This window comes from Saccharopolyspora sp. NPDC045839, from assembly GCF_056431645.1.
Map to the genome: position 1 here is coordinate 453,419 of NZ_JBWKKH010000002.1, position 24,526 is coordinate 477,944.

Sequence of the window (24,526 nt, forward strand, 5' to 3'; positions counted from 1 at the left end):
GCATGACTTCTCCCCCAGATTCCCGATCCCAGGCCCCGCTGCACGGGGTGCGCGTGGTGGAGATCGGCGCGTTCATGGCCGCGCCGTTCGCGACGATGCAGCTGGCCGACCTCGGCGCCGACGTCATCAAGGTGGAAAACCCCGCCGGCGGTGACCCGGTGCGCCAGACCGGGCCGTTCCTCGACGGCCACAGCTCCCCGTTCGTGCGGCTCAACCGCAACAAGCGGTCGGTGGCGCTGGACCTGAAGACCGACGAAGGGCGGCGGCTGCTGTGGTCGCTGCTGGACACCGCGGACGTGCTGGTGGAGAACCTGCGGCCGGGCGCGCTGTCCGCGCTGGGCTTCGGCTATGACACCGTGCACGCCCGCAGCCCGCGGCTGGTGTACGTGTCGGCGTCGGGGTGGGGGCAGGACGGGCCGCTGGCCGCGCAGCCCGGGCTGGACATCATGGCGCAGGCCCGCGCGGGGCTGATGAGCATCACCGGCCCGCCAGGCGGGGAGCCGGCCAAGGTCGGGGTGCCGATGTGCGACCTGGTGTGCGGGCTGTACTCGGCGATGGGCGCGATGGCCGCGCTGCGGGCCCGCGAGCACACCGGCGAGGGCCAGCACGTGGACGTGTCGCTGTACGAGGCGGGGGTGTCGTTCGCGGTGTGGGAGGCCGGGAACTACTTCGCCACCGGCGAGGTCGGCCGCGCGCACGGTTCGGCGCACCAGAACAGCGCCCCCTACCAGGCGGTGCGCAGCAAGGACGGATGGGTGACCGTCGGGGCCACCACGACGAAGACCTGGCCGGCGTTCTGCCACGCCCTCGGGCTCGCCGAGCTGCTCGACGACGACCGCTACACCAGTTCCTACGACCGCTACCACCACCGCGACAGCCTCATCGCGGCCATCGAGGTGGCCACGGCGGCGCGCACCACCGCGGAGATCGTCGACGTGCTGGTGGCCGCGGGGGTGCCGTGCGCGCCGATCGCGACCATGGACCGGGTGTTCACCGATGACCACCTCGGGCAGCGCGGTTTCTTCTGGGACGCGCCGCATCCGGAGCTCGGCGAGGTGCGGCAGATCGGTTCGCCGATGCGGATGTCGGGGACCCCGGCGCGCCGCGGCTCGGCCGGGCCGGTGCTGGGCGCGCACACCGCGGAGGTCCTGGCCGAGGCCGGTGCCGAGGAGCTGGAGCGGTTGCGCGAGTCCGGGGTCATCGCCACCGGCGAGTAAATCCCCTACTTCTTCCCTTTTTTCGCGACGCAGCTCAAGGAGGAGCAGCGATGCGCGTGTTGTTGCGGGGTCGCGGCGTGGTGGCCGCGTTGTGCGCGGCGGTGCTGCTGGGTGGGTGTGCCACCGGCAGCGCCGGGCAGGAAGGTTCCGGTGGGCCGCGGCCGGCGGGGAACGTGACGATGGTGGTGCCCTTCGCCGCCGGTGGCGGCAGCGACATCGCGGGCCGGGCGATGGCCGACGGGCTGGCGGGAGTGGAGCCGGGGCTGCGGGTCAACGTCGACAACCGGGAGGGCGGGCAGGGTGCGGTCGGCTACTCCTACTTCCTGGCCAAGGCGGGTTCGCCGGACTACCTGCTGGCCACCGAGACGTCGCTGCTGTCGCTGCCGTTGAGCGTCGACGTGGCGTTCTCCTACCGCAGCTTCACGCCGATCATGAAGATCGGCGATGACTACACGCTGCTGGTGGCGCTGCCGGGGTCGCCGATCACCAGTTGCGCGGACGCGGTGGCGCACAGCCGCGGACGGCGGGTGCTGGCCGGGATTTCCGGTGCAGTGGGCCCGGATGCGGTGGTGTTCTCGCAGATGGAGCGGGTGGCCGGCGCTGATTTCGACACCGTGCCCTACGAGGGCGGTGGGGAGACGCTGGCGGCGGTGCTCGGCGGGCAGGTGGAGCTGGCGTCGCTGAATCCCAGCGAGGTCGTCGGCCAGCTGCGGGCGGGACAGCTCAAGGCGCTGTGCGTGTTCGCCGACCAGCGCTACACCTATCCGGAGCTGGCGGGGATCCCGACGTCGGTGGAGCAGGGCGTGCCGGTGTCCTTCGCGCAGTTCCGCGGCATGATCGCGCCAGGCGGGCTCAACCCGCAGGCCGCCGAGTACTGGATCGGGGTGGCCCGCCGCTTCGCCGACTCCCCCGCCTACGCCGAGTACGTCGAGTCGGAGTTCCTGCAGCCGCGGGTGGCCTTCGGCGAGGAGTTCACCGCGTACTTGCGGGACAACGAGGGGCTGCTGGCGCAGGTGGTGCGGCAGTGAGCGGGCAGCGGTCGCCGCAGGTGGCGGTCTTCGGCGGGCTTGCGCTGGTGGGTGCGGGCTTCGCGGTCAGCGCGGTCGGTTACGGGGTGATGCTGCCGGAGTCGCGGATCGGGCCGGGGTTCCTGCCGCTGGTGGCGGGCGGTCTGCTGGCCGTGTTCTCGGTGCTGCTGCTGGTCGAGCAGCTGCGCCGCCCGGCCCCGACTGCCCCGGAGGGCGGGACGGATGACTTCGGGCGAACACCGGCGCAGCGGATGTGGATCCTGCGGCGGGTGTTCGCGCTGTTGCCCGCGGCGCTGCTGGCGGTGCCGCTGGTGGGCATGGTCACCGCGTTCGGGCTGCTGGTGCTGGCGATCTCCACCTGGCTGGAGCGGCGCAGGGTGCTGCCCGCGCTGGCGCTGTCGGCGGTGTCGGCGGCGGCCATGCACGTGATCTTCGCGGTGGTGCTGCGGGTACCGCTGCCCACCGGCTTGTTCGGGTTCTGAGAAACCGGAGTCGGGGCGGGAGGCCCAGCATGCTCGACACGGATTCGCCGGTTTTGAAGCGGCGTCGGCCGCTTAGCCCACCCTCGCAACTCGCGCCGCGGCGGGTTCTCGGATGTCGTCTGGCGAGGACAGCCCCGATGCCGCGTATTGGTCATACACAAGTCGGGGATCCCGCAGCCAGGCGGCATCTGAGGTTCCGCTACTCGCACCGTCACGCAGAACGAGCCTGGAACACCTGTTTTCACCGGAGGCGCAAGTGATCGACAACTTGTTGCTGGGGTTATCGACTGCGTTCACGCCGACGAACCTGTTGTGGTGCTTCGTCGGCGTGGTGCTGGGGACCGTGATCGGGTTGCTGCCCGGGCTGGGTTCCAGCACTGGGGTGGCGATCCTGATCCCGCTGACGCTGACCGTGGAGCCGGTCACCGCGCTGATCATGCTGGCCGGGATCTACTACGGCTCGCAGTACGGCGGCACGATCACCTCGGTACTGCTGTCCACGCCGGGCGAGGCGGCCAGCGTGGTGACCACTTTGGACGGTTACCGGATGGCGCGGCAGGGCCGTGCGGGCGCGGCGCTGGCGATCGCGGCGATCGGGTCGTTCGCCGCGGCGATCCTGTCGCTGGTGCTGCTGGCCGCGCTCGCGCCGCCGTTCGCACAGTTCGCATTGCGGTTCGGGCCGCCGGAGAACCTGGCGGTGATGGTTCTGGCGCTGGTGACGATGGTGGTGCTGTCGACCGGTTCGAAGCTGCGGGCCGCGGCGATGGCCTGCGCCGGGGTGCTGCTGGCGTGCGTGGGCATCGACGCGGGCACCGGCGAAGCCCGCTACACCTTCGGCAGCATCGAGCTGCTGTCGGGCATCCCCTACATCGAGGTGGTCATCGGGTTGTTCGCCGTCGGCGAGGTGCTGTACCAGATCCGGGTGGGGGCGGCGACGCCGATCCGCGCGCGCTTCCGGGACCTGGTGATCCGCCGCCGCGACATCCGGGATTCGGCCGGCGCGATCGGCCGGGGCAGCGCGATCGGGTTCCTGCTGGGCACGCTGCCGGGCGCGGGGTCGACGCTGGCGTCGTTCCTGGCCTACGGGCTGGAGAAACGGGTTTCCCGCAACGCCGCGCAGTTCGGGCACGGCGCGATCCAGGGCGTCGCGGCGCCGGAGAGCGCCAACAACGCCGCCGCGAACGCCAACTTCATCCCGACGCTGACGCTGGGCATCCCTGGTGGTGCGACCACGGCGGTGCTGCTGGGCGCGTTGACGGTGTACGGGGTGCAGCCGGGGCCGCTGCTGTTCGAGGAGCAGCCGGAGCTGGTGTGGGGTCTGCTGGTGTCGTTCTTCATCGGCAACGTGATCCTGCTGGTGCTCAACCTGCCGTTGGCGCCGGTGTTCGCGCAGCTGCTGCGCATCCCCTACGCCTACCTGTACCCGTTGATCCTGTTCACCAGCTTCGTCGGGGCCTACGCCATCGACAACAACGTCTTCAGCGTGTGGCTGGTGCTGATCTTCGGCGTCATCGGCTACGGCATGAAGCGCTTCGAGTTGCCGATGGCGCCGCTGGTGGTCGGGGTGGTCATCGGGGCGCTGTTCGAGAAGGCGCTGGTGCAGTCCTCGGCGCTGCTGGACGGCAATCTGTGGCTGGTGCTGACCAAGCCGATCGCGGTGGTGATCCTGGCGCTGGCGGTGGTGCTGCTGGCCGGCCCGGCGCTCGCCCGCCGCGCCCGGGTGTTCCTCCGGCGCGCCGCGCCGGAGCAGTCCGAAGAGGAGTCGCATGTCTGACGAGTTGCTGGTGGCCCGCGAGGGGGCCGTGCTGCAGGTGACGTTCAACCGGCCGCGGCAGCGCAACGCGATGAGCTGGGAGATGTACGACGGGCTGGTCGCCGCGTGCGAGACGGCCGACGCCGATGACGGCATCCGGGTGCTGGTGCTGCGCGGCGCCGGGGACGAGTCGTTCGTGGCCGGCACCGACATCGCGCAGTTCACCGGGTTCACCTCCGGCGAGGACGGGGTGGCCTACGAGCAGCGAATGGAGGCGGTGCTGGACCGGTTGGAGACCACCAGGGTGCCCACGGTCGCGGCGATCTCCGGGTTCTGCGTGGGCGCGGGCATCGCGTTGGCCGCGGCGTGCGACATCCGGGTGTCGACGACGACGGGCCGGTTCGGGGTGCCGGTGGCGCGAACGCTGGGCAACTGCCTGTCGATGAACACCTATTCGCTGCTGGTGTTCCACCTGGGGCCGGCGCGGGCGAAGGACATGTTGTTGCGGGCACGGATGTTCAGCGCCGACGAGGCACATGCGGCGGGGTTCGTCGCGCAGCTGTGCGAGGTCGGTGAGCTGGAGGAGACCGTGGCGGGGGTGGCCCAGCGGCTGGCGCAGCACGCACCGTTGACGATGTGGGCGGGCAAGGAGGCGGTGCGCCGGTTGCGGTTGGCGAACCTGCCCGACGGCGACGACCTGGTGCGCACCGTGTTCGGCAGCGACGACTTCCGCAACGGGGTGCGCGCTTTCCTGGACAAATCCCCGCACCGCTGGACCGGCCGCTGAGGGTCGCGGGCGGCGCCGGGGGGTATCCGGGGGTTGTCCGAGATCGAGCGAGGAGGTGGATCATGACCACCATCGTGCGGGCCCATGATGTGGCGCGAACCGAGCATGCGCACGCGGCGGAGGTGTTGCGCCCGGAGGTCGAGGCGATGCGGGCGCTGCTGGGCGAGTTGTCGGCCGAGGAGTGGCTGATGACCACCGACTGCCCACGCTGGAGCGTGCGCGACGTCGTCGCCCACGTGCTCGGCAACGCCGAGGCCACGCTCGCCCCGGATCTCATGGTGCTGCGGGTGCGGGAAGGTGCGCTGCGGTATCCGCGGCTGTACCGGCTGGATGCGATGAACGAGATGGCCGTGGACGCGTGGCGGGACCGGCAGGCCGGTGAGCTGGCGGCCGAGTTCGCGCCGTTGTGGCGGCAGGCGATCCGGGCGCTGCCGGGCATGACGGAGTCGGTGCGCGGCCAGACGTTCGACACCGGCTATCCGGGAGCGCTGCCGGTGGCGATGGGCTATGTGGTGGATGTGGTGCTCGCCCGCGACATGTGGATGCACCGCGTCGACATCTGCCGGGCGACCGGGCGGGCGTTCACCGGGCACGAGCACGATCGCGGCGTGGTCGAGCAGGTGCTGCGGGATCTCGACGATGCGTGGACCGGGCCGCCGCTGGTGCTGGAGCTCACCGGTGTGGTCTCCGGTGGCTGGCAGGTCGGGGCGGATGCGCCCGTGGCGACCGTGCGCGGGGACACCGTGGGTGTGCTGCGCATGTTCTCCGGCCGCGTCGAGCCGCAACCGGATCTGATCGTGGAGCACGGTGACAGCGCGGTGCTGGGCGCACTTCGCGACGCACGGGTGCCGTTCTGAGGCGGGTCAGGTGCCGGCCAGTGGCACGCCGATCTGGACGTCGAGGTAGGACACGTGGTCGGCACCGTCGACGGGGCCCTGGCTTGCGTCGACGATCACGACGGTCCCGTTCACGATCCCGGCGAATCCGGTACCGGAACGGCGGCAGTCCTCGATCCGGTCGGTGACCGCGCGGCGAACCTCCTCGGTGAGGAACGTGAGCCCGCGCGGGAATTCCGCGCTGAGCGGATGCAGTTGCCGCCCGGCCTCGATCCAGCTGCCGATGCCGAACTGGGCCGAGACGATCTGGTCGCCGCGCAGCGAGACCCGGAAGTAGCCGTTGGACTGGACGCGGTTGCAGGCCTGCTGCGGCGGGTAGGTGCAGTCGTATCCGCCGGCCCGCAGGTCGTCGACGGCGGAGCTCATCGTCGTCGCGTAGTGCTCGGCACCGGTGGGCCAGCGGTGAACCGAGGTGTCGCGGACGGTGACGACCAGCCCGTCCACGGCGGACAGCAGGTAGTCGGCGTGCTCGTCCTGCCACGCCGTCCGCGGCACCTCGGTGGTGTCACGGCGCTGCGCGCGGTCGCGTTCGAAGTCGTCGGTCTCCTGCCGGATGCGGTCACCGGCACCGGGCCAGATCGCGGACAACGCCGGCGCGGCGGCGGCCGTGACCGGATCGTCGTCACCGGGGGCCGTGTCGGGCAGCGGGAACCACGCCCACGCGAGCTGGTCGTCGCGGTCGAGGAGGAACTGCGCCACCTGCGGGACGACCGCGTCCGTGGCGTCGCGGTGGCCGACCCGGCACCACAGGGCGCGCCCGTCCGCGTTGGCCCGGACCTGCGCGCAGAACCAGCCGGCGTCGGTCAACGGGCCGGTGACCGCTGCAGCGGTGCCACCGGGCGCGATCGGTTCGGCCTTCGAGCTCTCCCCCGCCGCATCGTGCTCGTACACCCCGGCCGGCGGTAACGCGGGCGGCTCGGCCGACGCGGTGCACCCGGTCAACGCGACCGCGCCCAGCGTGAGGCCCAGCCAGGGCGCGGCGAGCGTGCATGATCGGCGCATAGGCTCATCCAAGCAGGTGGCAGAGCCCGTCTGCGGGAATGGTCGTGCTGCTGCGCGCAGCGACTAGAGTGGTCGTCGTGCTTTGACGTGTTCGCGGCCCGCCCCGGACTCCTTCGTCCACGTTTTCATCGATGACGAAGGGGTCTTTCGACGATGTCTTCTGCTGTGGTGGTTCCGGCCGCGCTCGCGGCGACCCATCGTGCCAGCTCCCGCGGGTCCGGTTGGATCGACGGGCTTCCCGCGCTGGCCGAGCAGCGGCTGGCGGCGTGGCGGCTGCGCCCGGATGGCGCCGCCTGGCACGGCATGGTGGCGCTGGTGCTGCCGGTCGTGCGCGCCGATGGCAGCGCCGCGGTGCTGAAGTTGCAGCCGGTCACCGAGGACACCGCCGGGGAGCCGGTGGGCCTGCGGGCGTGGGGTGGGCGCGGCGCGGTGCGCCTGCTGGAGCACGATCCGGATTCGGGCAGCATGCTGCTGGAGAGACTCGCGACCACCTCGTTGTCCAGTGTGGACGATGATGTGGCGGCGGCACGGATCCTGGCCGGGCTGCTGGCGCGGTTGAGCGCCGTGCCCGCGCCGCCGGGCGTACGGCGGCTGTCGGACATCGCGGCCGCGATGCTCACCGAGGTGCCCGAGGCGTGCGCGCGGCTGTCCGATCCGGCGCAACGGCGGCTGCTGGCGCACTGCGCGGGCGTGGTCGAGGAGTTGCGCGGCGAGGCGGGCGACCGGCTGCTGCACTGGGACCTGCACTACGACAACGTGCTTGCGGCGCAACGGGAACCGTGGCTGGCCATCGACCCGCAGCCGCTGGCCGGTGACCCGTGCTTCGAACTGATGCCGGCGCTGCACAACCGGTGGGACGACGTGGTGACCACCGGCGACGTGGCCGCGGCGGTGCGGCGGCGATTCGAGGCGATGATCGAGGTGCTGGGCCTGGATCGGCAGCGCGCGGCGGGCTGGACGCTGGGGCGGGTGCTGCAGAACTGCCTGTGGGACATCGAGGACGGCGAAACCGAGCTGAACGACGTGCAGGTCGCCGTGGCGGAGGCGCTGATCGGCTGGGGGCCGTGACCAGGGCAGAATGCTTGACCGCTATTGATTCCCGGCCACGGCTGGCGGGCTGGCCGTGGCGCGAGTGGTGCTGCCCGACCGTCGAGTCCAGCAACCGCGAATCTGTCGACGCCCGAACGGTAGCCGTCGGAGACAGATCCAGGCCCCGTCCGCGAAGGCCGGGGTGGCGAGCACGGTCCCATCACCTCCATCCGCATCGAGGCTCTCGGAGAAGCGGCCCCAGTTGAAGCGCTCGGCGATCTGCGGTGCCTGCGCTTGGAACCGCCAGTTCATCTGGGCGCCGCAGCTCGGACCGGCTGTCGAGATCCGCGGTGTCGCACATCACACCCGGCCCATGTCACGTCCAGGCCGCCTGCCCCCATCTGGTGGGCATCAGCAAGCGAGTCGAGGAGGACGCAACGATGAGCGCACGGCAGGAGACCGGCACAGCGACCGCACACCGCGTGGTGATCTTGGGGGCGGGATACGCGGGCATGGCCGCGGCTATCCAGCTCGCGGCCCGAACCAAGCGGCGCGAGGAAGTGCGGGTAACCGTGGTGAACGCGCATGAGCGGTTCACCGAACGCTTGCGGCTGCACATGACGGCGTCCGGCCAGCAGCTCGCCGAGCTGAGCATCCCGGAACTGCTGGACGGCACAGGCGCGCGGTTCGTGCAGGGCTGGGTGACGGCGGTGGACGCGGACGCGAAGACCGTGCGGATCGACGACGACCAGGTGCTGCACTACGACACGTTGGTGTACGGGTTGGGCAGCGTGGCCGACACGTCGGCGGTGCCGGGGGGCGAGGACCACGGGTACACCCTCAGCAGCGCCCAGGACGCCGAGTTGCTGGCCGACCGGTTGGGGCGGCTCGGTAGCGGCACGGTGGTGGTCGGCGGTAGCGGGCTGACCGGCATCGAGTCGGCCGCGGAGATCGCCGAGCGGCACCCGGAGCTGAAGGTCGTGCTGCTGGGCCGGGCCGAGCCAGGTGCGGCCATGAACGCCAAGGCCAAGGCGTACGTGCACGCCGCACTCAACCGGCTGGGCGTCCAGGTGCGCTCCGGGGTCGAGATGGTGAAGGTGCTGCCCGACACGGTCGAACTGGCAGGCGGGGAGAGCATCGCCGCCGACGCGGTCCTGTGGACGAGCGGTACGCGGGTGGCGCCGCTGGCGGCCGCCGCTGGGCTGGCGGTCGACGAGCGCGGACGTATCATCACCGATGCCGCGCTGCGGTCGGTGTCCCATCCCGAGGTGTACGCGATCGGCGACGCGGCCGCGATCCGCCAGAGCTATGGCGTCATGCACGGCACCTGCCAGGGCGGCATGCCGACCGGGGTGCACGCCGCGCTGTCGATCGACCGCGTGCTCAACGGCAAGCAGCCCAAGCTGTTCCGCTTCGGCTACTACCACACGCCGGTCAGCCTGGGACGCAACGACGCCGTGGTGCAGTTCACCCGCCCCGACGACAGCCCGCGCCGGGTCTGCCTGACCGGCCGCATGGCCGTCCGGTACAAGGAAACGGTGACCGCCTCGCCGTGGCCGACCTACGGACGCATGAAGAAGATGCCCATCTCGGGCACGTTCTGGCCCCGCGGGGGCCGTTTCACCCGTGTCCGGGACGCCCGGTGACCGACCTATCCGCCCACCCCGACCAGCAGGTGTTCCGCGAGCACCGCAACCTGCTGTTCTCCGTGGCCTACCGCGTCCTCGGCTCGGCGGCCGACGCCGAGGACGCGGTCCAGGACGCCTGGATCAAGTGGTCCGCCGCCGACCGCTCGCAAGTGGCCGATCCCAAGGCGTACCTGGCCCGGATCGTGTCGAACCTGGCGCTGGAGCGGCTGCGCTCGACCCGGCACAAACGGGAGACCTACGTGGGGCCGTGGCTGCCGGAACCGATCCTGACCGGTGGTGACGCCTCCGAAAGCGTCGCCGACGCCGAGTCGGTGTCGATGGCCATGCTGGTGGTGCTGGAGACGCTCAGCCCGCTCGAACGCGCGGTGTTCGTGCTCAAGGAGGTCTTCGACTTCAGCCACGCCGAGATCGCCGAGGTGGTGGAGCGTTCCGAAGCCGCCGTGCGCCAGTGCGCACACCGGGCCCGGGAGCACGTGCAAGCCCGGCGACCGCGCTTCGCCGCGGACCGCTCGCAGCAGCGCAACGTCACCGAACGGTTCTTGGCCGCGGCCACCGGCGGCGATGTCAACGCCCTGATGGAGTTGATCTCGCCGGAGGTGACGCTGTGGACCGACGGCGGCGGCAAGGTCCGCCAGGCGCTGCGCCCGGTCGTGGGCGCGGAAACGGTGGCGGGGTGGTTCGCGGCCATCGGCACCGTCACCTACCAGGGCGTCGAACCTGCCGACATGAAGGCCGAACTAGTCGAGATCAACAGCGGGTCGGGCATCCTGTTCAGCGGACCGGACCGGGTGATCGCCACCGTCACCTTCGACTTCGGCACCGACGGCCGCATCGCCGCGATCCACAACGTGGCCAACCCGGACAAGCTCCAGGCCATCGCCGGCGGCACCGCTTACGACATCGGGACGCAGTGAGCGCCGCCGATCTCAGCCGATCCCGTAGTTCCGGACCGTGCCTGGATTGCTGAGTGATGCCGTGGTCAGGTCCGCGGTGGCGACGTCGGGGACACCGCGCGAGGTCCGACCGTGACACGAGGCCGCTGTGCACTGGGCCACGCCCTGCTTTCAGGTCCGCTGCCGGGCGAGCTCGGCCAGTGCTGTGACTGTCTTCCAGTTGCGGGCGGTGACGCCGACCCCGAGCCGCTTCTCCAGGTAGGCGGCGGTGAGCCTGCTCCGGCCCGCTCCGGCCGGGTAGTGCAGGTAGAGCTCGCGTCCAGCCAGGTGGAGTTCTTCAGGCGCCCCGTCGGGCACAGCCAGCTGCGCGGCCCGGTCGGGGTCTGGTTCGGCGGTCAGGAACGCGACGTGCAGCTTGGCGAGGTCGTGCTGACCGTCTTGGCAGGGGTGGTGCCCGGCGATGCCGGTGATCTCGGTGCCGGTGCGCACCAGGACCTGGGTGTCCACGCCGAGTTCACCGCCGAGCCGCTGCCGCAGGTCCGCCGACAGCGCCTCGGGGTCGGTGCGATCGGAGGTGAAGACGACGTTGCCGCTTTGCAGGTACGTCGCGACGTCACCGTGCCCGGCCGCGGTGACCAGGTCGCGGAGGTCGGCCATGGCGACGCGGCCGCGGCCGGCGACGTTCACGGCGCGCAGCAGTGCGATGTAGGTGTGCACGACGGAATCGTGCCATCTTCCGGCGGCAGCGTCCCCTCACCGTTGTTCGAACAACACCTGCTCGGCCCGCTCTACCAGCGCACCATCGACGCCATCCGCCAAGTCGACGACGTCCGAAACGAAGCCGACAAGGCAGGCGCCTGCTGGTGGTACTGGTCCAACGACCGCGGCAGCTGGGGCCCCTACGCCCCCGACGGCGGCTGGGCACCCCTCACCGACCACCTCACCCGCACCAACGACGGCTGACACCGCCGAAGCGCATCACCCACGCGCCTCGGCGACCGCCTCCGCCGCCGAAGCCCGGCACACGAACCGCTCGCGCAACCGGGTGATCGTCAACAACCGCAACACCGCACCATGACCAGGAACCACGAACAACCTGGTCCGGCGATGCTCGGCACGACGCTGCGTGTGCAACAACAACTCGATCGCCGCACTGCTGGCGAACGACACCTCCGAAACATCCAGCACGATGGCGTGCAACGCAGCAGCCGTCAGCCGCTGCCGGATCAACTCCGTGAGCCTGGGCACCGTGGCCAGATCGATCTCACCACCGATGCGCACCACCACAACACCCGGCACAGGCCACTCCACGGCCAGCCGCAACGCGGACGTGCACATCGAATGCCCGACGACCGGATCGTCGGACGCGCGCGGCGCGACGATCTCATGGCCCGCGCCCACCCACGCGGCCGGAGACATCCCGGATCTGGAGACGATCACGCTACCTCCCCTGGTTGCGTATCGACGGTTCGGTTGGCCACGGGACCGGGAACTCGCCGCTGCGCTCAACGCAAGGGGTACGCCGTGGCGGCTGCTCAACCGCACCCCCCACCGTAGGAGCCGCCGCCCGACCCGAACAAGGCTCGCCACGTTCGTGTGACATTCGCTCCCGATCAGGTGGCAGCAAGGCTGCAACGAGCCAAAATACCGACCAGCCGGGCGACACGCGGCCCCGCCACCAACCACCACCCAATCGCACAGAGTCACCACAGAACAAGGCGTTCCGGCACCCGCAACACGCTAAGCTCACGCCCATGCCGGCCGGCCCAGCCCAACGCATCGTCGTCTACGGCGTCACGGGATCCGGCAAATCAACCGCCGCGAGCCGCATCAGCCACGCCACCGGCCTGCCCTGGCACTCCGTCGACGACCTCACCTGGGAACCCGACTGGATCCAGATCCCCACACCCGAACAACGCGACAAGATCCACGCCATCCGCACCAAACGCGCCCGAATCCGGCAATGGGCCGCCAACCCCCACGGCCCCACCGTCCACCGGTTCCGCCGCCCCAGCGACCTCACCACCTGGATCGCCACGCTGCACCGCTGACCGCGCTCACCCGAACACGCTGTGCCGCCGAACCGGCTGCGAACCCTCCACCTCGGCACGCTCCACCGGCGCCGCATGCCGACCACCCGACACCGGCTCCCACACCGACGTCACCGACAACGACAACTCCCCACCCACGACATCCACCGACACCTGATCACCCGCCGACACCGTCCCCGCCAGCACCATCGACGCCAACCGGTTGTCCAACTCCCGCGCGATCACCCGCCGCAACGGCCGCGCCCCGAACTCCGGCTGATACCCCCGCTCCACCAACCAGTCCAAGCCCGCATCACCCACCACCAACCGGATGCCCTTCGCCACCAACTGCGCGCCCGTGCGCTCCAGCAACAACGACGCGATCCGCCGCAACTGCTCCGCCCCCAACGGCCGGAACACCACCACGTCATCGATCCGGTTGATGAACTCCGGACGGAAGAACGCCCGCAACTCCTCCAACACCACCAACGCCGACTCCCCGGCATCGGCCCCCGCATCCAGCACCCGATCCGCCCCGATGTTCGAGGTCATGATCACCACCACGTTGCGGAAATCCACCAAGCGACCCTGCGAATCGGTCAACCGCCCCGCATCCAGCACCTGCAGCAACGTGTTGAACACATCCGGATGCGCCTTCTCCACCTCATCCAGCAACACCACCGAATACGGCTGCCGCCGCACCCGATCCGTCAACTGCCCGGCCTCGCCATAACCCACGTACCCCGGCGGCGCCCCCACCAGCCGCGACACCGTGTGCTTCTCCTGGAACTCCCCCATGTCCAACCGCAACAACCGCTGCGCATCACCGAACAACGCGTGCGCCAACGCCCGCGCCAACTCCGTCTTGCCCACGCCCGTCGGCCCCAGGAACAAGAAACTCCCGATCGGCCGATCCGGATCCGCCAAACCAGCCCGAGCCCGCCGCACCGCCTCGGCCACCGACGCCACCGCCGCATCCTGACCGACCACCCGCGACCGCAACTGCTGCTCCAACTCCAGCAACCGCTGCACGTCCTCCGCACTCACGTCCGCCACCGGAATCCCCGTCCGCGACGCCACCACATCCGCCACATCATCGGCGACCACCGTCGGCTCGAACACCGCCGACTCCCGCACCTCACCACCACGCCGCAACCGCACCCGCGAACACGCCTGGTCCAGCAGATCCACCGCCTTGTCCGGCAAGAACCGATCCGCGATGTAGCGCTGCGACAACTCCGCCGCCGCCGACAACGCACCATCATCGATGCGCACCCGGTGATGCCGCTGGTACTTCTCCCGCAACCCCTCCAGCACCACCACCGTCTCGGCCACCGACGGCTCCCCCACCATGATCGGCGCGAACCGGCGCTCCAACGCCGGATCCTTCTCCACGTGCCGCCGGTACTCCTCCACCGTCGTCGCCCCGATCAACCGCACGTCACCGCGCGCCAACGCCGGCTTGAGCATCGTGCCCGCGTCCATCGAACCCTCACCCGCACCGGCCCCCACGATGCTGTGCACCTCGTCGATGAACACCAGCACGTCCTCCCGATGCGCCCGTATCTCCGCCAGCACATCCCGGAACCGCTGCTCGAACTCACCCCGGTACTTCGCCCCGGCCACCATCCCCGCCAGGTCCAGCGACACCACCCGCATGTCCGCCAACGACCACGGCACCGCGCCCTCGACGATCCGCCGCGCCAGCCCCTCCACGATCGCGGTCTTGCCCACCCCCGGGTCCCCCATGAACACCGGGTTGTTCTTCGACCGCCGCCCCAACACCTCGATCGCCTGCTCGATCTCGGCATCCCGGCCCACCACCGGATCCAGCTTCCCGGCCCGCGCCAGCTCCGTCAGATCCAGCCCGAACTCGTCCAGCCGCGGCGTCACGCTCAACACCGACCGAGCCGCACCCCGATCACCCAACTCGATCGCCCGCGCCAACGCCCTCCCGGCCACCGAATCCGCATCCGCGGCCAATCCCAACACCAGATGCCGCGCCCCCACCACGTCGACACCCTCGCCCAACGCCTGCTGATAAGCCCCCAGCAACGCCCGCCGGGCCGCCGACGACAGCACCGGCCGGCCCACCGCCCCCGAATCCTGCGCCACCACCGCCGACCGCACCGCGGCCGCCAACTCCTCCACCCGCACCCCGGAGGACACCAGCAACTCCGCCGTCGCCGGCACCTGCGTCACCGCCCACAGCAGATGCGCACCGTCCAGCTCCCGGCTGCCCCAGTCCACAGTGGCCCGAACCGCCTTCGACACCACCTCGTGCGCCTGCGCATCCAGCAACGTGCCCAACGCCAGACCGCGCTCCGACGCCGAAGCATCCCCCGACGTCCCCGAGAACACCTCGCTGAACAGCGAATCAAAGGCGGCAGAGGAATCACCGACACTGCCGCGAACCAAAGGGGCCACCTCCACACGCACACGCAGGCCCCGCCTGCAACCGAACTCCAGCAGCAGACCAGCACGCAGCACCCGCACGGCAGGACCGGCGCCCAACCGCCGACCCGCCAACGCGCCCACCAGCAGCGCCGCGCTGATCTCCACGACCGCGCCACCGAGCCCGCTCCGCGGAGCGCATTCGATCATCGCGGTCGTGATGTTGGCACCAACATACTGAGAGGCCTGCAACAGCCGTGCAGCACCACTACGCTCGCCGCGGCGCAGCACCGACGGTGTGCGCCCGCGCGCCCCGCGTCAGCTCGCGCGCTTCTGCGCCTTCTCGATCGCGTCGGCCAACCGGGTCAGCTCCTTGCCGATGTGCGACAGGCGCTCCGACATCACGCTGGCGTGCCCGGACAGCGGGCCGACGTGCCCGGCCGCCCGCAGCCACTCGGTCACCCCGCCGCACCCGACGGCCATGCCCTCGACCGTCAGCGAGAACCCGCGCATCACCTGCTCGATCTCCTCGACGCTGTGCGGCACAGCGGGGTCGCGCAGCCGATCGCCCAGCGCGGCGGCGGCCTCGCCCACCTGCCACGCCACCTCGGCCGAATAGCCCGACTCGCCGGAATCGGCACTCCGTCTCGTCCCCGACCGCCGAGGTGGCGTGTGCCTACCCGCCTGCGTCGGCGTGTTGTCGGAATGTCCAGCGGCAGTCATAACGAACCAATCAACCCGAGACGGACACCTAGCTCCACCCCGACGCGCCAGAAGCCCCCCGACCGGTGGTGCAAGTCCACCCGTTTCCCGGTTCTCCGCAGCGCAGGAGTAGGTGCCGCGAGGCTATCGCGTCATGGCCTCGGTTGGTGAAGGTTGGTCCGGAGGATTAATTTTGATCGACACTGAAATCATGAGAAATATCAAACTAAATGTTGCGGGAGGGGCGGGTTCCCGTGCCGGAAAAGTGATTTCCTCCCCGGTGGCGGGCTGGGACCATCGAGCGGTGGTGATCGACTACCGATGGCGGGCCGAGGCCTCCGACGACGAACTCGTGTCCCTGACCCTCTCCCACGGCGGCACGGCCGAGCCCGGCTGGTGGGACCGGGTCCGCACGCACAGCCTGGGCTGGGTGACGGCGCGGCTGCCGGGCGGCGCGCTGATCGGCTTCGTCAACGTCGCCTGGGACGGCGGCGACCACGCCTTCCTGCTCGACACCAAGGTCCGCCCCGACCACCAGCACCGCGGCATCGGAACGGAACTCGTGCGGCGCGCGGGGCAGGCCACTCAGGCCGCGGGCTGCACCTGGCTGCACGTCGACTTCGAGCCGCACCTGCGCAGCTTCTACTTCGACGCCTGCGGCTTCCGCCCCACGGACGCGGGCCTGATCCTCCTGGCGGACCGCTGACGGCCGGCGATCCGGATCAGCCGGGCAGCGGCGCGGGCAGCTTCGCCGCCTCGCCGATGGAGGTCCCCAGCAACCGCAGCGCCGCTTCGGAAGGAGAACCCGGTTCCGCGGTGAACAACTCCAGCCGCTGATCCTGCTGGTCCGGTACCTGCAAGGCCTGGTACTCCAGCTCCAGCGGCCCGACCAGCGGATGCCGCAACCGCTTGCATCCGTAGGTGCAGTCGCGCACCCGTCGCCGGCCCCACAGCTCCGCGAACTCGGGGCTCTTCATCGAAAGCTCCCCGACCAGCCCCGCGATCAGCGGGTCGTCCGGGAAGCGGCCCGCGACCAGCCGCAGGTAGGCGACGTGCCCACGCGCCTCGTCCGTCCACTGCGGATAGAGCTCGCGGGTGTGCGGGTCGAGAAATAGCATCCGCGACAGGCTCGGCCGGTCCGCCACCCGGTTCGGGCTGCCGAATTCCAGGTGCCCCGCCAGCAACGCGTGCCCGAGCCGGTTCCAGGCGAGCACGTCGTTGCGGCGGCCGATCACCAGCGCAGGCACCGCATCCATCGAATCCAGCAGGTGCCTCAGCCGCGGCCGCACCGACTCCGGCCGCGGCGTCCGCCGCTTCGCGCGCACCGGCCGCGCCAGGTCCCGCAGGTGCGCCTGTTCGGTGTCGTCCAGGCGCAGCGCCCGCGCGATCGCGTCGAGCACCTCCGCCGAGGCATTGCGGCTCTGCCCCTGCTCCAGGCGCGTGTAGTAGGCGACGCTCACGCCCGCCAGCTGCGCCAGTTCCTCGCGGCGCAACCCCGGGACCCGCCGCCGCATACCGTAGGACACCAGGCCCACGTCCTCGGGTTTCAGCCGCGCCCTCCTCGACCGCAGGAAGGCGCCGAGCTCACCATCGTCCACATCGGCCAGTCTGCCCGACGCGCGGCGCCGCAACCTGACCCTGCCAGGGGTACGCACCGCGCTCCTACGAAACGGCGAGGCCTGGGCAGCCCCGCCGCCGCGGCCGAGGCTTGGCCGGTCAACACCAACCGGCACGAAAGGCCGTCGCCATGCCCCTGGCCCTGCTCGCCCTGGCCATCAGCGCGTTCGGGATCGGTACCACCGAATTCATCACCAACGGTCTGCTGCCCGACCTCGCCGCGGCGTTCGGCGTGTCCATCCCCACCGCCGGCCTGCTCACCTCCGGCTACGCCCTCGGCGTGGCCGTCGGCGGCCCGGTGCTCACCGCTGCCACCACCCGGTGGTCCCGCAAGCAGATCCTGCTGGGCCTGATGCTGGTGTTCCTGATCGGCAACGTCGCGTCCGCGCTCGCCCCCACCTACGGCATGCTGATGACGGGACGGGTCGTGTCGGCACTGGCCCACGGCGCGTTCTTCGGAGTCGGCTCCGTCGTGGCCGCCGACCTGGTCGACGCCCGCAAGAAGGCCGGCGCGATCGCCCTGATGTTCACCGGGCTGACGCTGGCCAACGTCCTCGGCATGCCGATGGGCACCCTCCTCGGCCAGCATTTCGGCTGGCCCTCGGCGTTCTGGGGCGTGACCGCGCTCGGCGTCGTCGGCCTGATCGGCATCGCCGCCCTCGTACCCCACCAACCCGTCAAGCCGGGCAGCGGCCTGCGCGGCGAACTCGCCGCCTTCCGCCGCCCGCAGGTGTGGCTGGCGCTGGCCGTCACCGCGATCGGATTCAGCGGCCTGCTCACCTCGTTCACCTACGTCGCCCCGATGCTGACCGAGGTGGCGGGCTTCTCCCCCGCCAGCACCGCCTGGCTGCTGGCGATCTACGGGGCCGGACTGGTCGTGGGCACCTACCTCGGTGGCAAGGCCGCCGACCGCGCACTCCTGCCGACGATCTTCATGCTCCTGGCCGCGCTCGCGGCCGTCCTGGCGCTGTTCCCCGCAGCGCTGCACCACCCGGTCACCGCCGTGGTCGCGCTCTTCGTGCTGGGCGCGGTCGGATACGGCACCATCCCTCCCCTGCAGATGCGCGTGATGCAGCTGGCCGGCGGCGCGGCGACGCTCGTCTCGGCCGCCAACATCGCCGCGTTCAACCTCGGCGCCGCCGCCGGAGCGTGGCTCGGCGGCCTCGCCATCGACGCCGGCCTCGGCTACGCCTCCCCCAACTGGGTCGGAGCCGCGCTGACCGCGGTGGGCCTGGTCCTCGCCATCGCCACTGCAGGCCTGCGCCGAACCGACAGGCATCCCGCATCCGCGGACCGAGCCCCGGCCCACCACTGACCACAAAGGACACCGCCATGCCGACCACCACCATCGGAAGCAGCACCGTCGACTACCGCATCGCCGGCTCCGGTCCCGGGCTGCTGCTCATCCACGGCACCGGGGCCGACGCCGAGAGCAACTGGACCGAGCTGATCAACGGCGCCGCCGCCCGGTTCACCTGCGTCGCGGTCAACCTCCCCGGGTCAGGCCGAACCCCGGTCCCGCCCGAACCGCTCGACATCGTCACCCTCGCCGCCCAGGCCGCCGCCACCGCGGTCGCAGTGGGCTTGACCGATTTCCACGTCGTGGGACATTCGCTGGGGGCTGTGATCGCCACCGCCGTCGCGGCCCGCCACGGGACCCGGGTGCGGTCGCTGGTCGCCCACGCGGCCTGGACGCGAAGCGGCGCGCGAGAGGCGTTCCAGTTCGGCCTGTGGGAAGGCCTGCTGCGTGCCGACCCGGAGCTGCTGGCCCGGCACCTCCAGCTCACCGCCATGGGACCGGCCACCCTCGCGAGCCGAACGGCCGAGGAGTTCGAGCAGGCGGTCGCCGACTTCACCGAGATGCTGAGCCGGCAACAGCTGCAGCCGCTGATCGAGCTCGACGCGGACGTGGACATCCGCTCTCTGCTCAGCTCGATCGCGGTGCCCTCGCTGGTCCTTGCCAGCCGCGACGACCAGATCGTGCCCACCGCCCACCAGCGCGAACTGACCCGCGCGATTCCCGGCGCGGTCTACCGAGAGCTGCCCGGCGGCCACGCTCTGCCGTTCGAGGATCCGGCAGCTTTCGCCGAAGCCATCGCCGACTGGCTGGACGGACAGGAAGCCGCGGCTTCTGGGGCAAGGCGTTGATGGGCGGCTGACAAGCGCCCGGCCGCCAGGCGGGCCACGCGGGAGACCACTGACCACAATGGATGATCAGTGGTCTCCCGGTCAGGCGTGGGCGGTCACCGGCACGCCGAACCACCGGTCGGCCGCCGCCTGGAGCGCGTCCAGCTCGGTGGCATCCGGGCGGGGCGATGCCGATGCCCACGCCACGTAGCAGTCCGGGCGGAGGAGCAGGGCGGTGGCACCGATGTCGGCTCCGGCGAGCCGCCCGCGGACCACGTCCAGCTGGTCGGTGCGCCCGACGAGCGTTGCCGGGGAGCCGTCCTCGGTCAGGTCGATCAGCAGCGGGCGCGCGCTGCGGGTCAGCTCGGCCAGCCGCACCGGCCCGGTTTCGGTGTCCAGCTCGAATTCCGGGGCGCACCGGCCGATGAGCGGATGCGCGCCGGCGGCTCCCATGTCGTAGCGGACGTCGGAGCCCGCGGTGAGGTCCGCGATGCGCTGGACGGTGCCGGGGTCGCCGAGCATCTCGGTGAACAGCTCGCGCAGCGCGGTGACATCGCTGCCCGGGGCGATCAGCGCGGCCTGGGCCTGGGCGTAGGTGATCATGCGCGTGGCCGCCTGACGGCGTTCTGCCTCGTAGCTGTCCAGCAGACCGGGCGGAGCGTCACCGCGGAGCTCCGCGGCGAGCTTCCAGCCGAGGTTGATCGCGTCCTGCAGGCCGAGGTTGAGCCCAGGGCCGCCGCCTGCGGCGTAGACGTGCGCGGCGTCGCCGAGCAGGAACACCCGGCGGTCCCGGAACCGGTCGGCCACGCGGGTGTTGCCGCCGCTGAGGCGCCGCAGCACGTGCGGTCCGGCTCCGGTGGGCGGCCCGAGCGGCACGTCGGCGCCCAGGACTCGCCGGGCGCTCTCCCGCAGCTCGTCGAGGCTCATCGGCGCCTCGGTCTCCGGCTCGTCCCACTCGATCGTGCTGATCAGCGGGTCCTGCCCCGGCAGCGGGGCGTATCCGAACCCGCCGCGCTCAGTGCGGTGCGGCAGGAACGGCAGGAACGCGCCGCTGCCGGGCACGTTCAGCGCGCCGGTCGCGGGATCCACCCACTCCGCGGGAACGGTGGCGTTCGCGGCCCGGCTGGTCGTCCGGTCGTAGCTGACGCCGGGGAAGCCGATGCCGGAGAGCTTGCGGATGACGCTGTGGGCGCCGTCCGCGCCGATCAGGTACCGGGCCCGCAGCCGGTACGGCCCGTCCGGGCCGGTGACCTCCACCTCGACCGCGTCGTCGTCCTGCGACAGGTCGGTGACCTCGTGTCCCCGGCGGATGTCGGTGCCCAGCTCGACGGCCCGCTCCGCGAGCACTTCCACGATGCGGCGTTGCGGCACGGCCAGGTTGTAGACGGGGCTGTCCGCGAGCAGGCCCAGGTTCAGGCTCATCCCGGCGAACATGAAGTACGCGGAGTTCGGCTGAGGGGGTTGCGGGCTGCCGCTGAGCCGCTCGTGCAGTCCGCGGCGGTCGACCATCTTCACCACCTGGCCGACGAGGCCGTTGGCCTTCGGCTCGTCGCTGGGCGCGGCCAGGCGTTCCAGCACGATCGGCCGCAGCCCGGCCAGGCACAGCTCACCGGCCAGCATCAGCCCGTTCGGGCCGCCACCGGCGATGACGACATCGGTGTTCATCGAGGACTTGCTCCTTCGTTGAAGTGGAGGGGAATCGGCGTGCTTCGTCCTCATGGGACCGGGAGGCCCGCCGCGATCCGGGCGAACGCCTCTTGCAGCAGCGGCACGACCGAGCCGTGCGGGTTCTCGCGCAGCCAGTGCGTCACGGCCGTGGCGCTGCCGGCGCCGACCACGGCGGCGGCCAGTTGCGGGTACAGGTCGTGCGCCACGTCGGTGCCGGTGCGTTCGGCGATGGCCTTGGCCAGTTCGTCCTGCGCGGTGGCGTTGGCTTTGAGGACTTCGCCATGCACCGCGGGTTCGGCGAGCACGAGCCGGAGGCCGTCGATCCAGGCCCGGTCGGGGGCCTGCTCGTCACCCGTCCCCGGCTCGAACTGGGCCCGCACCGCGTTGCCGATCGCGTCCCACAGCGGCTCGGTGGCCGGGCGGTCGCGCAGTTCGTCGGCGATCCGCAGGGCGCGTTCGAGGTGGCTGGCGGCGATGGCCTCGGCCTTGCCGGCGAAGTAGTTCCGGAAGGTGCGCGGCGAGACGTCGGCGGCTGCGGCGATGTCGTCGACCGTGACGTCCTGCCATCCGCGTTCGATGGTCAGGCGGATCGCCGCCCGGCTCAACGCGAGGCGTGTCTCGCGCTTCTTGCGCTCCCGCAGCCCGAGGTGGGCGTCGTCTTCGGTGGTCATACCGACGACCCTAGCGAAACTTGCCAAATTTGCAAGATTTCCAATTTGGCAAGTTTTATGGCTGGTCGAGCTCCTGCAGGATCCCGAAGATCTCCTCGTCCGTGGTGGCGTTGAAGTCGCGGTACCACTGCCCCACCGCGGCGAAGCCGACCGGCTGCAGCACGCACACCACCACGTCGGCTTCCGCGCGCAGCGCGGTGACCGCGTCCGGCGCCCCCACCGGCACGGCCAGCACCACGCTGCGCGGCGCCGACCCGCGCAGCATCCGCACCGCCGCGCGCGCCGTGGCCCCGGTGGCCAGCCCGTCGTCGACCAGCACCACGTCACGCCCGGCCAGCGGCAGCGGTTCGCCGCGCTGGAACAGCCGCTCCCGGCGCCGCGCCTCGGCCCGCTCCCGCTCGCAGGCAGCCTGCAGGGTCCGCTCGTCGAGGTGGAACGAGCGCACCAGCTGCAGGTCGTAGCTCGGCGGGCCGTCGGCGGTCACGGCGCCGACGGCCAGTTCCGGCTGGCTCGGCGCGCCGATCTTGCGGGCCACGCAGACCCGCAGCGGCGCCTTCAGCATCCGAGCCACCTCGGCGGCCACCGGCACCCCTCCCCTGGCCAGCCCGAGGACCACGGGATCGACCAGCTCCAGCCCGGTCATCCGCTGGGCCAGGACGCGCCCGGCGTGCCGGCGGTCGGCATAACCGGTGGTGGTTCGATCCGGGAAACCCATGCGAGGCATCGCTCGCCTCCCGTCCGCCGCGCGTGCGCGCGACAGCACATCGGGAAAACCACTCGTCTCGATGATGCCCGCCCGCCGCCGCCGGGCAAACCTCCTCACGTGCGAAAGCCGGCCACCCTCAGCACCCGGAGCCGGTTCAGCGCGGCCGCCAGCTCGAAGCGCCGCGGCACGGCGAAATCGCCCACGTAGCGCTCGTCGACGGCCAGGACACCGCGCTCGACGACGTCCGCGGCGAAGGCGTCGAGCACCTCCGCCACGGTGCGGGCGCCGTCGAGCACTCCCCGCCGCGCGCAGCTGACCAGCGCCAGCCCGATCCCGGTGACCTGCGCGGGGTCGACGACCTGCTCCACGCCGCGCAGCTCCACAGTGGATTCGCCCAGGGTCAGCGCGTCCACTCCGCGGGCGCGGACCTTCGGTCGTTCGGTGGGGATCGAGCGCGGATCCACCACGCGGTGCCGGACCTGCGGGAACGCCTCGGCCTCCGAGCGGCGGCCGGTGGGCGCGGCGGCCAACTGCCGGGCGCGCTCGGTGACGTCGCGGGCGTGGTAGGCGTCGAGCATCAGCACCTGGTCGGCCACGTCCATGTAGTCCCCGGAACCGCCCATCACCAGCACCGTCGACACCCCGTGCGCGGCGTGCAGCGGCCGGATCAGGTCGACGAACGGCGTCAGCGGCTCGGACTCCTTGGCGACCAGCGCCTGCATCCGGGCGTCGCGGATCATCAGGTTCGTCGCCGCGGTGTCCTCGTCGACCAGCAGCACCTTCGCCCCGGCCTCCACCGCCTCCACGATCGCGGCGGCCTGCGAGGTCGAGCCGGAGGCGTTGTCGGTGGAGAAGTCGGTGGTGTCGGCACCGGTGGGCAGGTGCCCGACGAACGGGCTGACGTCCACCCGGTGCACCCGCCGCCCGTCCTCGGCACGCACCTTGACCGTGTCCTCGCGGCACACCACCAGCTCCCGGCCGTCGCCGGGAACGTGGTCGTAGACGCCGAACTCCAGCGCGCGCAGCAGCGTGGACTTGCCGTGGAACCCGCCCCCGACGATCAGGGTGATCCCCTCGGGCACCCCCATACCGCGCACCCGGCCCCGGTTGGGCAGCTCGACCTCGACGCTCAGCGACTCCGGCGTGGCGAACGGCACCCCGTCGGTCAGCGGCCGCTCGTCGACGCCGCTGCGCCGGGGCAGCATCGCGCCGTCGGCGACGAATGCCACCAGCCCCAGGCCCGGCAGCATCCGCCGCAGCGCATCGGTGTCCTCAATGGAGTCCACGAACTCCCGCAGCCGCCGCTGATCGGCCGTGGCCCAGCGCAGCGCGGCCTCCACCGCGTCGGGCAGCTCGTCGCAGAGCGCCTGCTCCGCCTGCCTGCCGTCGATGGTCCGGCCGCGTCCCGGCAGGTCGATGCCCAGGCGCAGCACCACCGCTCCCCCGGCGATCTGGCAGGCGCTGCGGTCCAGCACCTCCTGCCGGCCGGCGTCGACCCGCAACCGGCTGTCGCGGAGCCTGTGGTACACCGCCCGCACCAGGTACCCGGCCAGCGCCCGCGCGCGCACCGGCGTCGACCACAACTGCTCGGGGAAGCCCGCGACCGCCGGGTCGACCCGGACCTCGCAGCGGCTGGCCGGGGCGAACGGGTCCGGCTGCACGCGCTGGACCTCCAGGGTGAATCCGCCGAAGGACCAGCGGCCGTCCAAGGACTTGTAGCGGCCGTAGCTCGCGCCGTGCATGGCGCGCAGTTCCTGCCGCAGCGCTTGCTCGTCGCCGCGATCACCGCGGGGCCGTTCATCGTGCCGGCGATCCCCCGGCCGCCGGCCCCTGTACCGCCCCGCTCCGGGACCGCCCGTTCGCTGTGCCATGCCC

The 24,526-nt window shown here is 71.4% G+C and carries 24 protein-coding genes; 14 read left to right on the forward strand and 10 right to left on the reverse strand.

Annotated elements, in window-relative coordinates:
• Positions 1-2 precede the first annotated feature (2 nt).
• The 6 genes from AC07EQ_RS05085 (at position 3) to AC07EQ_RS05110 (ending at position 6,124) form a co-directional block, all read left to right on the forward strand.
• Complete coding sequence (locus AC07EQ_RS05085) at positions 3-1,217, forward strand: CaiB/BaiF CoA transferase family protein (RefSeq protein ID WP_478386632.1); 1,215 nt, start codon at positions 3-5, stop codon at positions 1,215-1,217.
• Between the two features lie 50 nt (positions 1,218-1,267).
• Positions 1,268-2,245 carry a tripartite tricarboxylate transporter substrate binding protein gene (locus AC07EQ_RS05090; RefSeq protein ID WP_478386633.1) on the forward strand — a complete coding sequence of 326 codons (978 nt, stop codon included), beginning with the start codon at positions 1,268-1,270 and terminating at the stop codon, positions 2,243-2,245.
• On the forward strand, positions 2,242-2,727 hold the full coding sequence (locus AC07EQ_RS05095; RefSeq protein WP_478386634.1) for a tripartite tricarboxylate transporter TctB family protein: 486 nt from the start codon (positions 2,242-2,244) through the stop codon (positions 2,725-2,727). Before AC07EQ_RS05090 ends, AC07EQ_RS05095 begins: the two co-directional genes overlap by 4 nt.
• Positions 2,728-2,983: 256 nt before the next feature.
• Positions 2,984-4,501, forward strand: coding sequence for a tripartite tricarboxylate transporter permease (locus AC07EQ_RS05100; protein WP_478386635.1), 1,518 nt, complete (start codon positions 2,984-2,986; stop codon positions 4,499-4,501).
• Positions 4,494-5,267, forward strand: coding sequence for an enoyl-CoA hydratase/isomerase family protein (locus AC07EQ_RS05105; protein ID WP_478386636.1), 774 nt, complete (start codon positions 4,494-4,496; stop codon positions 5,265-5,267). Before AC07EQ_RS05100 ends, AC07EQ_RS05105 begins: the two co-directional genes overlap by 8 nt.
• Before the next feature lie 62 nt (positions 5,268-5,329).
• Positions 5,330-6,124: a maleylpyruvate isomerase family mycothiol-dependent enzyme gene (locus AC07EQ_RS05110; protein ID WP_478386637.1), complete on the forward strand. Its 795-nt coding sequence runs from the start codon at positions 5,330-5,332 to the stop codon at positions 6,122-6,124.
• A 6-nt stretch (positions 6,125-6,130) separates the two neighbouring features.
• On the opposite strand, the gene AC07EQ_RS05115 is transcribed toward AC07EQ_RS05110, so the two are convergent.
• A complete protein-coding gene (locus AC07EQ_RS05115; RefSeq protein WP_478386638.1) occupies positions 6,131-7,165 on the reverse strand; it encodes a hypothetical protein in 1,035 nt (344 codons plus the stop codon).
• A gap of 153 nt (positions 7,166-7,318) precedes the next feature.
• Here AC07EQ_RS05115 and AC07EQ_RS05120 point away from each other — a divergent pair, with 153 nt between their 5' ends.
• The 3 genes from AC07EQ_RS05120 (at position 7,319) to AC07EQ_RS05130 (ending at position 10,757) form a co-directional block, all read left to right on the forward strand.
• Positions 7,319-8,233 carry an aminoglycoside phosphotransferase family protein gene (locus AC07EQ_RS05120; RefSeq protein ID WP_478386639.1) on the forward strand — a complete coding sequence of 305 codons (915 nt, stop codon included), beginning with the start codon at positions 7,319-7,321 and terminating at the stop codon, positions 8,231-8,233.
• Positions 8,234-8,634: 401 nt separating this feature from the next.
• Entirely contained in the window at positions 8,635-9,840 is a 1,206-nt protein-coding gene (locus tag AC07EQ_RS05125) for an NAD(P)/FAD-dependent oxidoreductase (RefSeq protein ID WP_478386640.1), read from the forward strand.
• Positions 9,837-10,757, forward strand: coding sequence for an RNA polymerase sigma-70 factor (locus tag AC07EQ_RS05130; protein ID WP_478386641.1), 921 nt, complete (start codon positions 9,837-9,839; stop codon positions 10,755-10,757). Before AC07EQ_RS05125 ends, AC07EQ_RS05130 begins: the two co-directional genes overlap by 4 nt.
• Before the next feature lie 150 nt (positions 10,758-10,907).
• Here the strand turns inward: AC07EQ_RS05130 and AC07EQ_RS05135 are convergent, their stop codons facing one another.
• Entirely contained in the window at positions 10,908-11,453 is a 546-nt protein-coding gene (locus AC07EQ_RS05135) for a DUF1697 domain-containing protein (RefSeq protein WP_478386642.1), read from the reverse strand.
• 9 nt (positions 11,454-11,462) lie between these two features.
• On the opposite strand from AC07EQ_RS05135, the gene AC07EQ_RS05140 reads away from it, so the two are divergent.
• Positions 11,463-11,699 (forward strand): hypothetical protein, encoded by a 237-nt coding sequence (locus AC07EQ_RS05140; RefSeq protein ID WP_478386643.1) that lies wholly within the window; start codon positions 11,463-11,465, stop codon positions 11,697-11,699.
• 15 nt (positions 11,700-11,714) lie between these two features.
• Here the strand turns inward: AC07EQ_RS05140 and AC07EQ_RS05145 are convergent, their stop codons facing one another.
• Positions 11,715-12,176 (reverse strand): STAS domain-containing protein, encoded by a 462-nt coding sequence (locus AC07EQ_RS05145; protein WP_478386644.1) that lies wholly within the window; start codon positions 12,174-12,176, stop codon positions 11,715-11,717.
• 314 nt (positions 12,177-12,490) lie between these two features.
• Here AC07EQ_RS05145 and AC07EQ_RS05150 point away from each other — a divergent pair, with 314 nt between their 5' ends.
• Positions 12,491-12,787, forward strand: a complete 297-nt coding sequence (locus AC07EQ_RS05150; RefSeq protein WP_478386645.1) for a hypothetical protein — start codon at positions 12,491-12,493, stop codon at positions 12,785-12,787.
• Positions 12,788-12,793: 6 nt separating this feature from the next.
• On the opposite strand, the gene AC07EQ_RS05155 is transcribed toward AC07EQ_RS05150, so the two are convergent.
• Both AC07EQ_RS05155 and AC07EQ_RS05160 read right to left on the reverse strand, forming a co-directional pair.
• Entirely contained in the window at positions 12,794-15,370 is a 2,577-nt protein-coding gene (locus AC07EQ_RS05155) for an ATP-dependent Clp protease ATP-binding subunit (RefSeq protein WP_478386646.1), read from the reverse strand.
• A gap of 108 nt (positions 15,371-15,478) precedes the next feature.
• The gene (locus AC07EQ_RS05160; RefSeq protein WP_245761277.1) at positions 15,479-15,766 is read right to left on the reverse strand and encodes a hypothetical protein; all 288 of its coding nucleotides are present in this window, start codon (positions 15,764-15,766) and stop codon (positions 15,479-15,481) included.
• A gap of 400 nt (positions 15,767-16,166) precedes the next feature.
• On the opposite strand from AC07EQ_RS05160, the gene AC07EQ_RS05165 reads away from it, so the two are divergent.
• The gene (locus AC07EQ_RS05165; protein WP_478386647.1) at positions 16,167-16,568 is read left to right on the forward strand and encodes a GNAT family N-acetyltransferase; all 402 of its coding nucleotides are present in this window, start codon (positions 16,167-16,169) and stop codon (positions 16,566-16,568) included.
• Between the two features lie 16 nt (positions 16,569-16,584).
• Here AC07EQ_RS05165 and AC07EQ_RS05170 read toward each other — a convergent pair whose 3' ends face one another.
• Positions 16,585-17,460, reverse strand: a complete 876-nt coding sequence (locus AC07EQ_RS05170) for a helix-turn-helix domain-containing protein (protein ID WP_478386648.1) — start codon at positions 17,458-17,460, stop codon at positions 16,585-16,587.
• A 149-nt stretch (positions 17,461-17,609) separates the two neighbouring features.
• On the opposite strand from AC07EQ_RS05170, the gene AC07EQ_RS05175 reads away from it, so the two are divergent.
• Together AC07EQ_RS05175 and AC07EQ_RS05180 are read left to right on the forward strand one after the other, a co-directional pair.
• A complete protein-coding gene (locus AC07EQ_RS05175) occupies positions 17,610-18,794 on the forward strand; it encodes an MFS transporter (RefSeq protein WP_478386649.1) in 1,185 nt (394 codons plus the stop codon).
• A gap of 17 nt (positions 18,795-18,811) precedes the next feature.
• Positions 18,812-19,627, forward strand: coding sequence for an alpha/beta fold hydrolase (locus AC07EQ_RS05180; RefSeq protein ID WP_478386650.1), 816 nt, complete (start codon positions 18,812-18,814; stop codon positions 19,625-19,627).
• A gap of 81 nt (positions 19,628-19,708) precedes the next feature.
• Here the strand turns inward: AC07EQ_RS05180 and AC07EQ_RS05185 are convergent, their stop codons facing one another.
• The 4 genes from AC07EQ_RS05185 to AC07EQ_RS05200 all read right to left on the reverse strand — a co-directional run bounded on the left by AC07EQ_RS05185 (position 19,709) and on the right by AC07EQ_RS05200 (position 24,522).
• Positions 19,709-21,271: an FAD-dependent monooxygenase gene (locus AC07EQ_RS05185; protein ID WP_478386651.1), complete on the reverse strand. Its 1,563-nt coding sequence runs from the start codon at positions 21,269-21,271 to the stop codon at positions 19,709-19,711.
• 50 nt (positions 21,272-21,321) lie between these two features.
• Positions 21,322-21,945: a TetR/AcrR family transcriptional regulator gene (locus AC07EQ_RS05190; RefSeq protein ID WP_478386652.1), complete on the reverse strand. Its 624-nt coding sequence runs from the start codon at positions 21,943-21,945 to the stop codon at positions 21,322-21,324.
• A 55-nt stretch (positions 21,946-22,000) separates the two neighbouring features.
• Positions 22,001-22,669 (reverse strand): phosphoribosyltransferase, encoded by a 669-nt coding sequence (locus AC07EQ_RS05195; protein WP_478386653.1) that lies wholly within the window; start codon positions 22,667-22,669, stop codon positions 22,001-22,003.
• Between the two features lie 95 nt (positions 22,670-22,764).
• Positions 22,765-24,522, reverse strand: coding sequence for an ABC-ATPase domain-containing protein (locus AC07EQ_RS05200; RefSeq protein ID WP_478386654.1), 1,758 nt, complete (start codon positions 24,520-24,522; stop codon positions 22,765-22,767).
• Between the last annotated feature and the right edge of the window lie 4 nt (positions 24,523-24,526).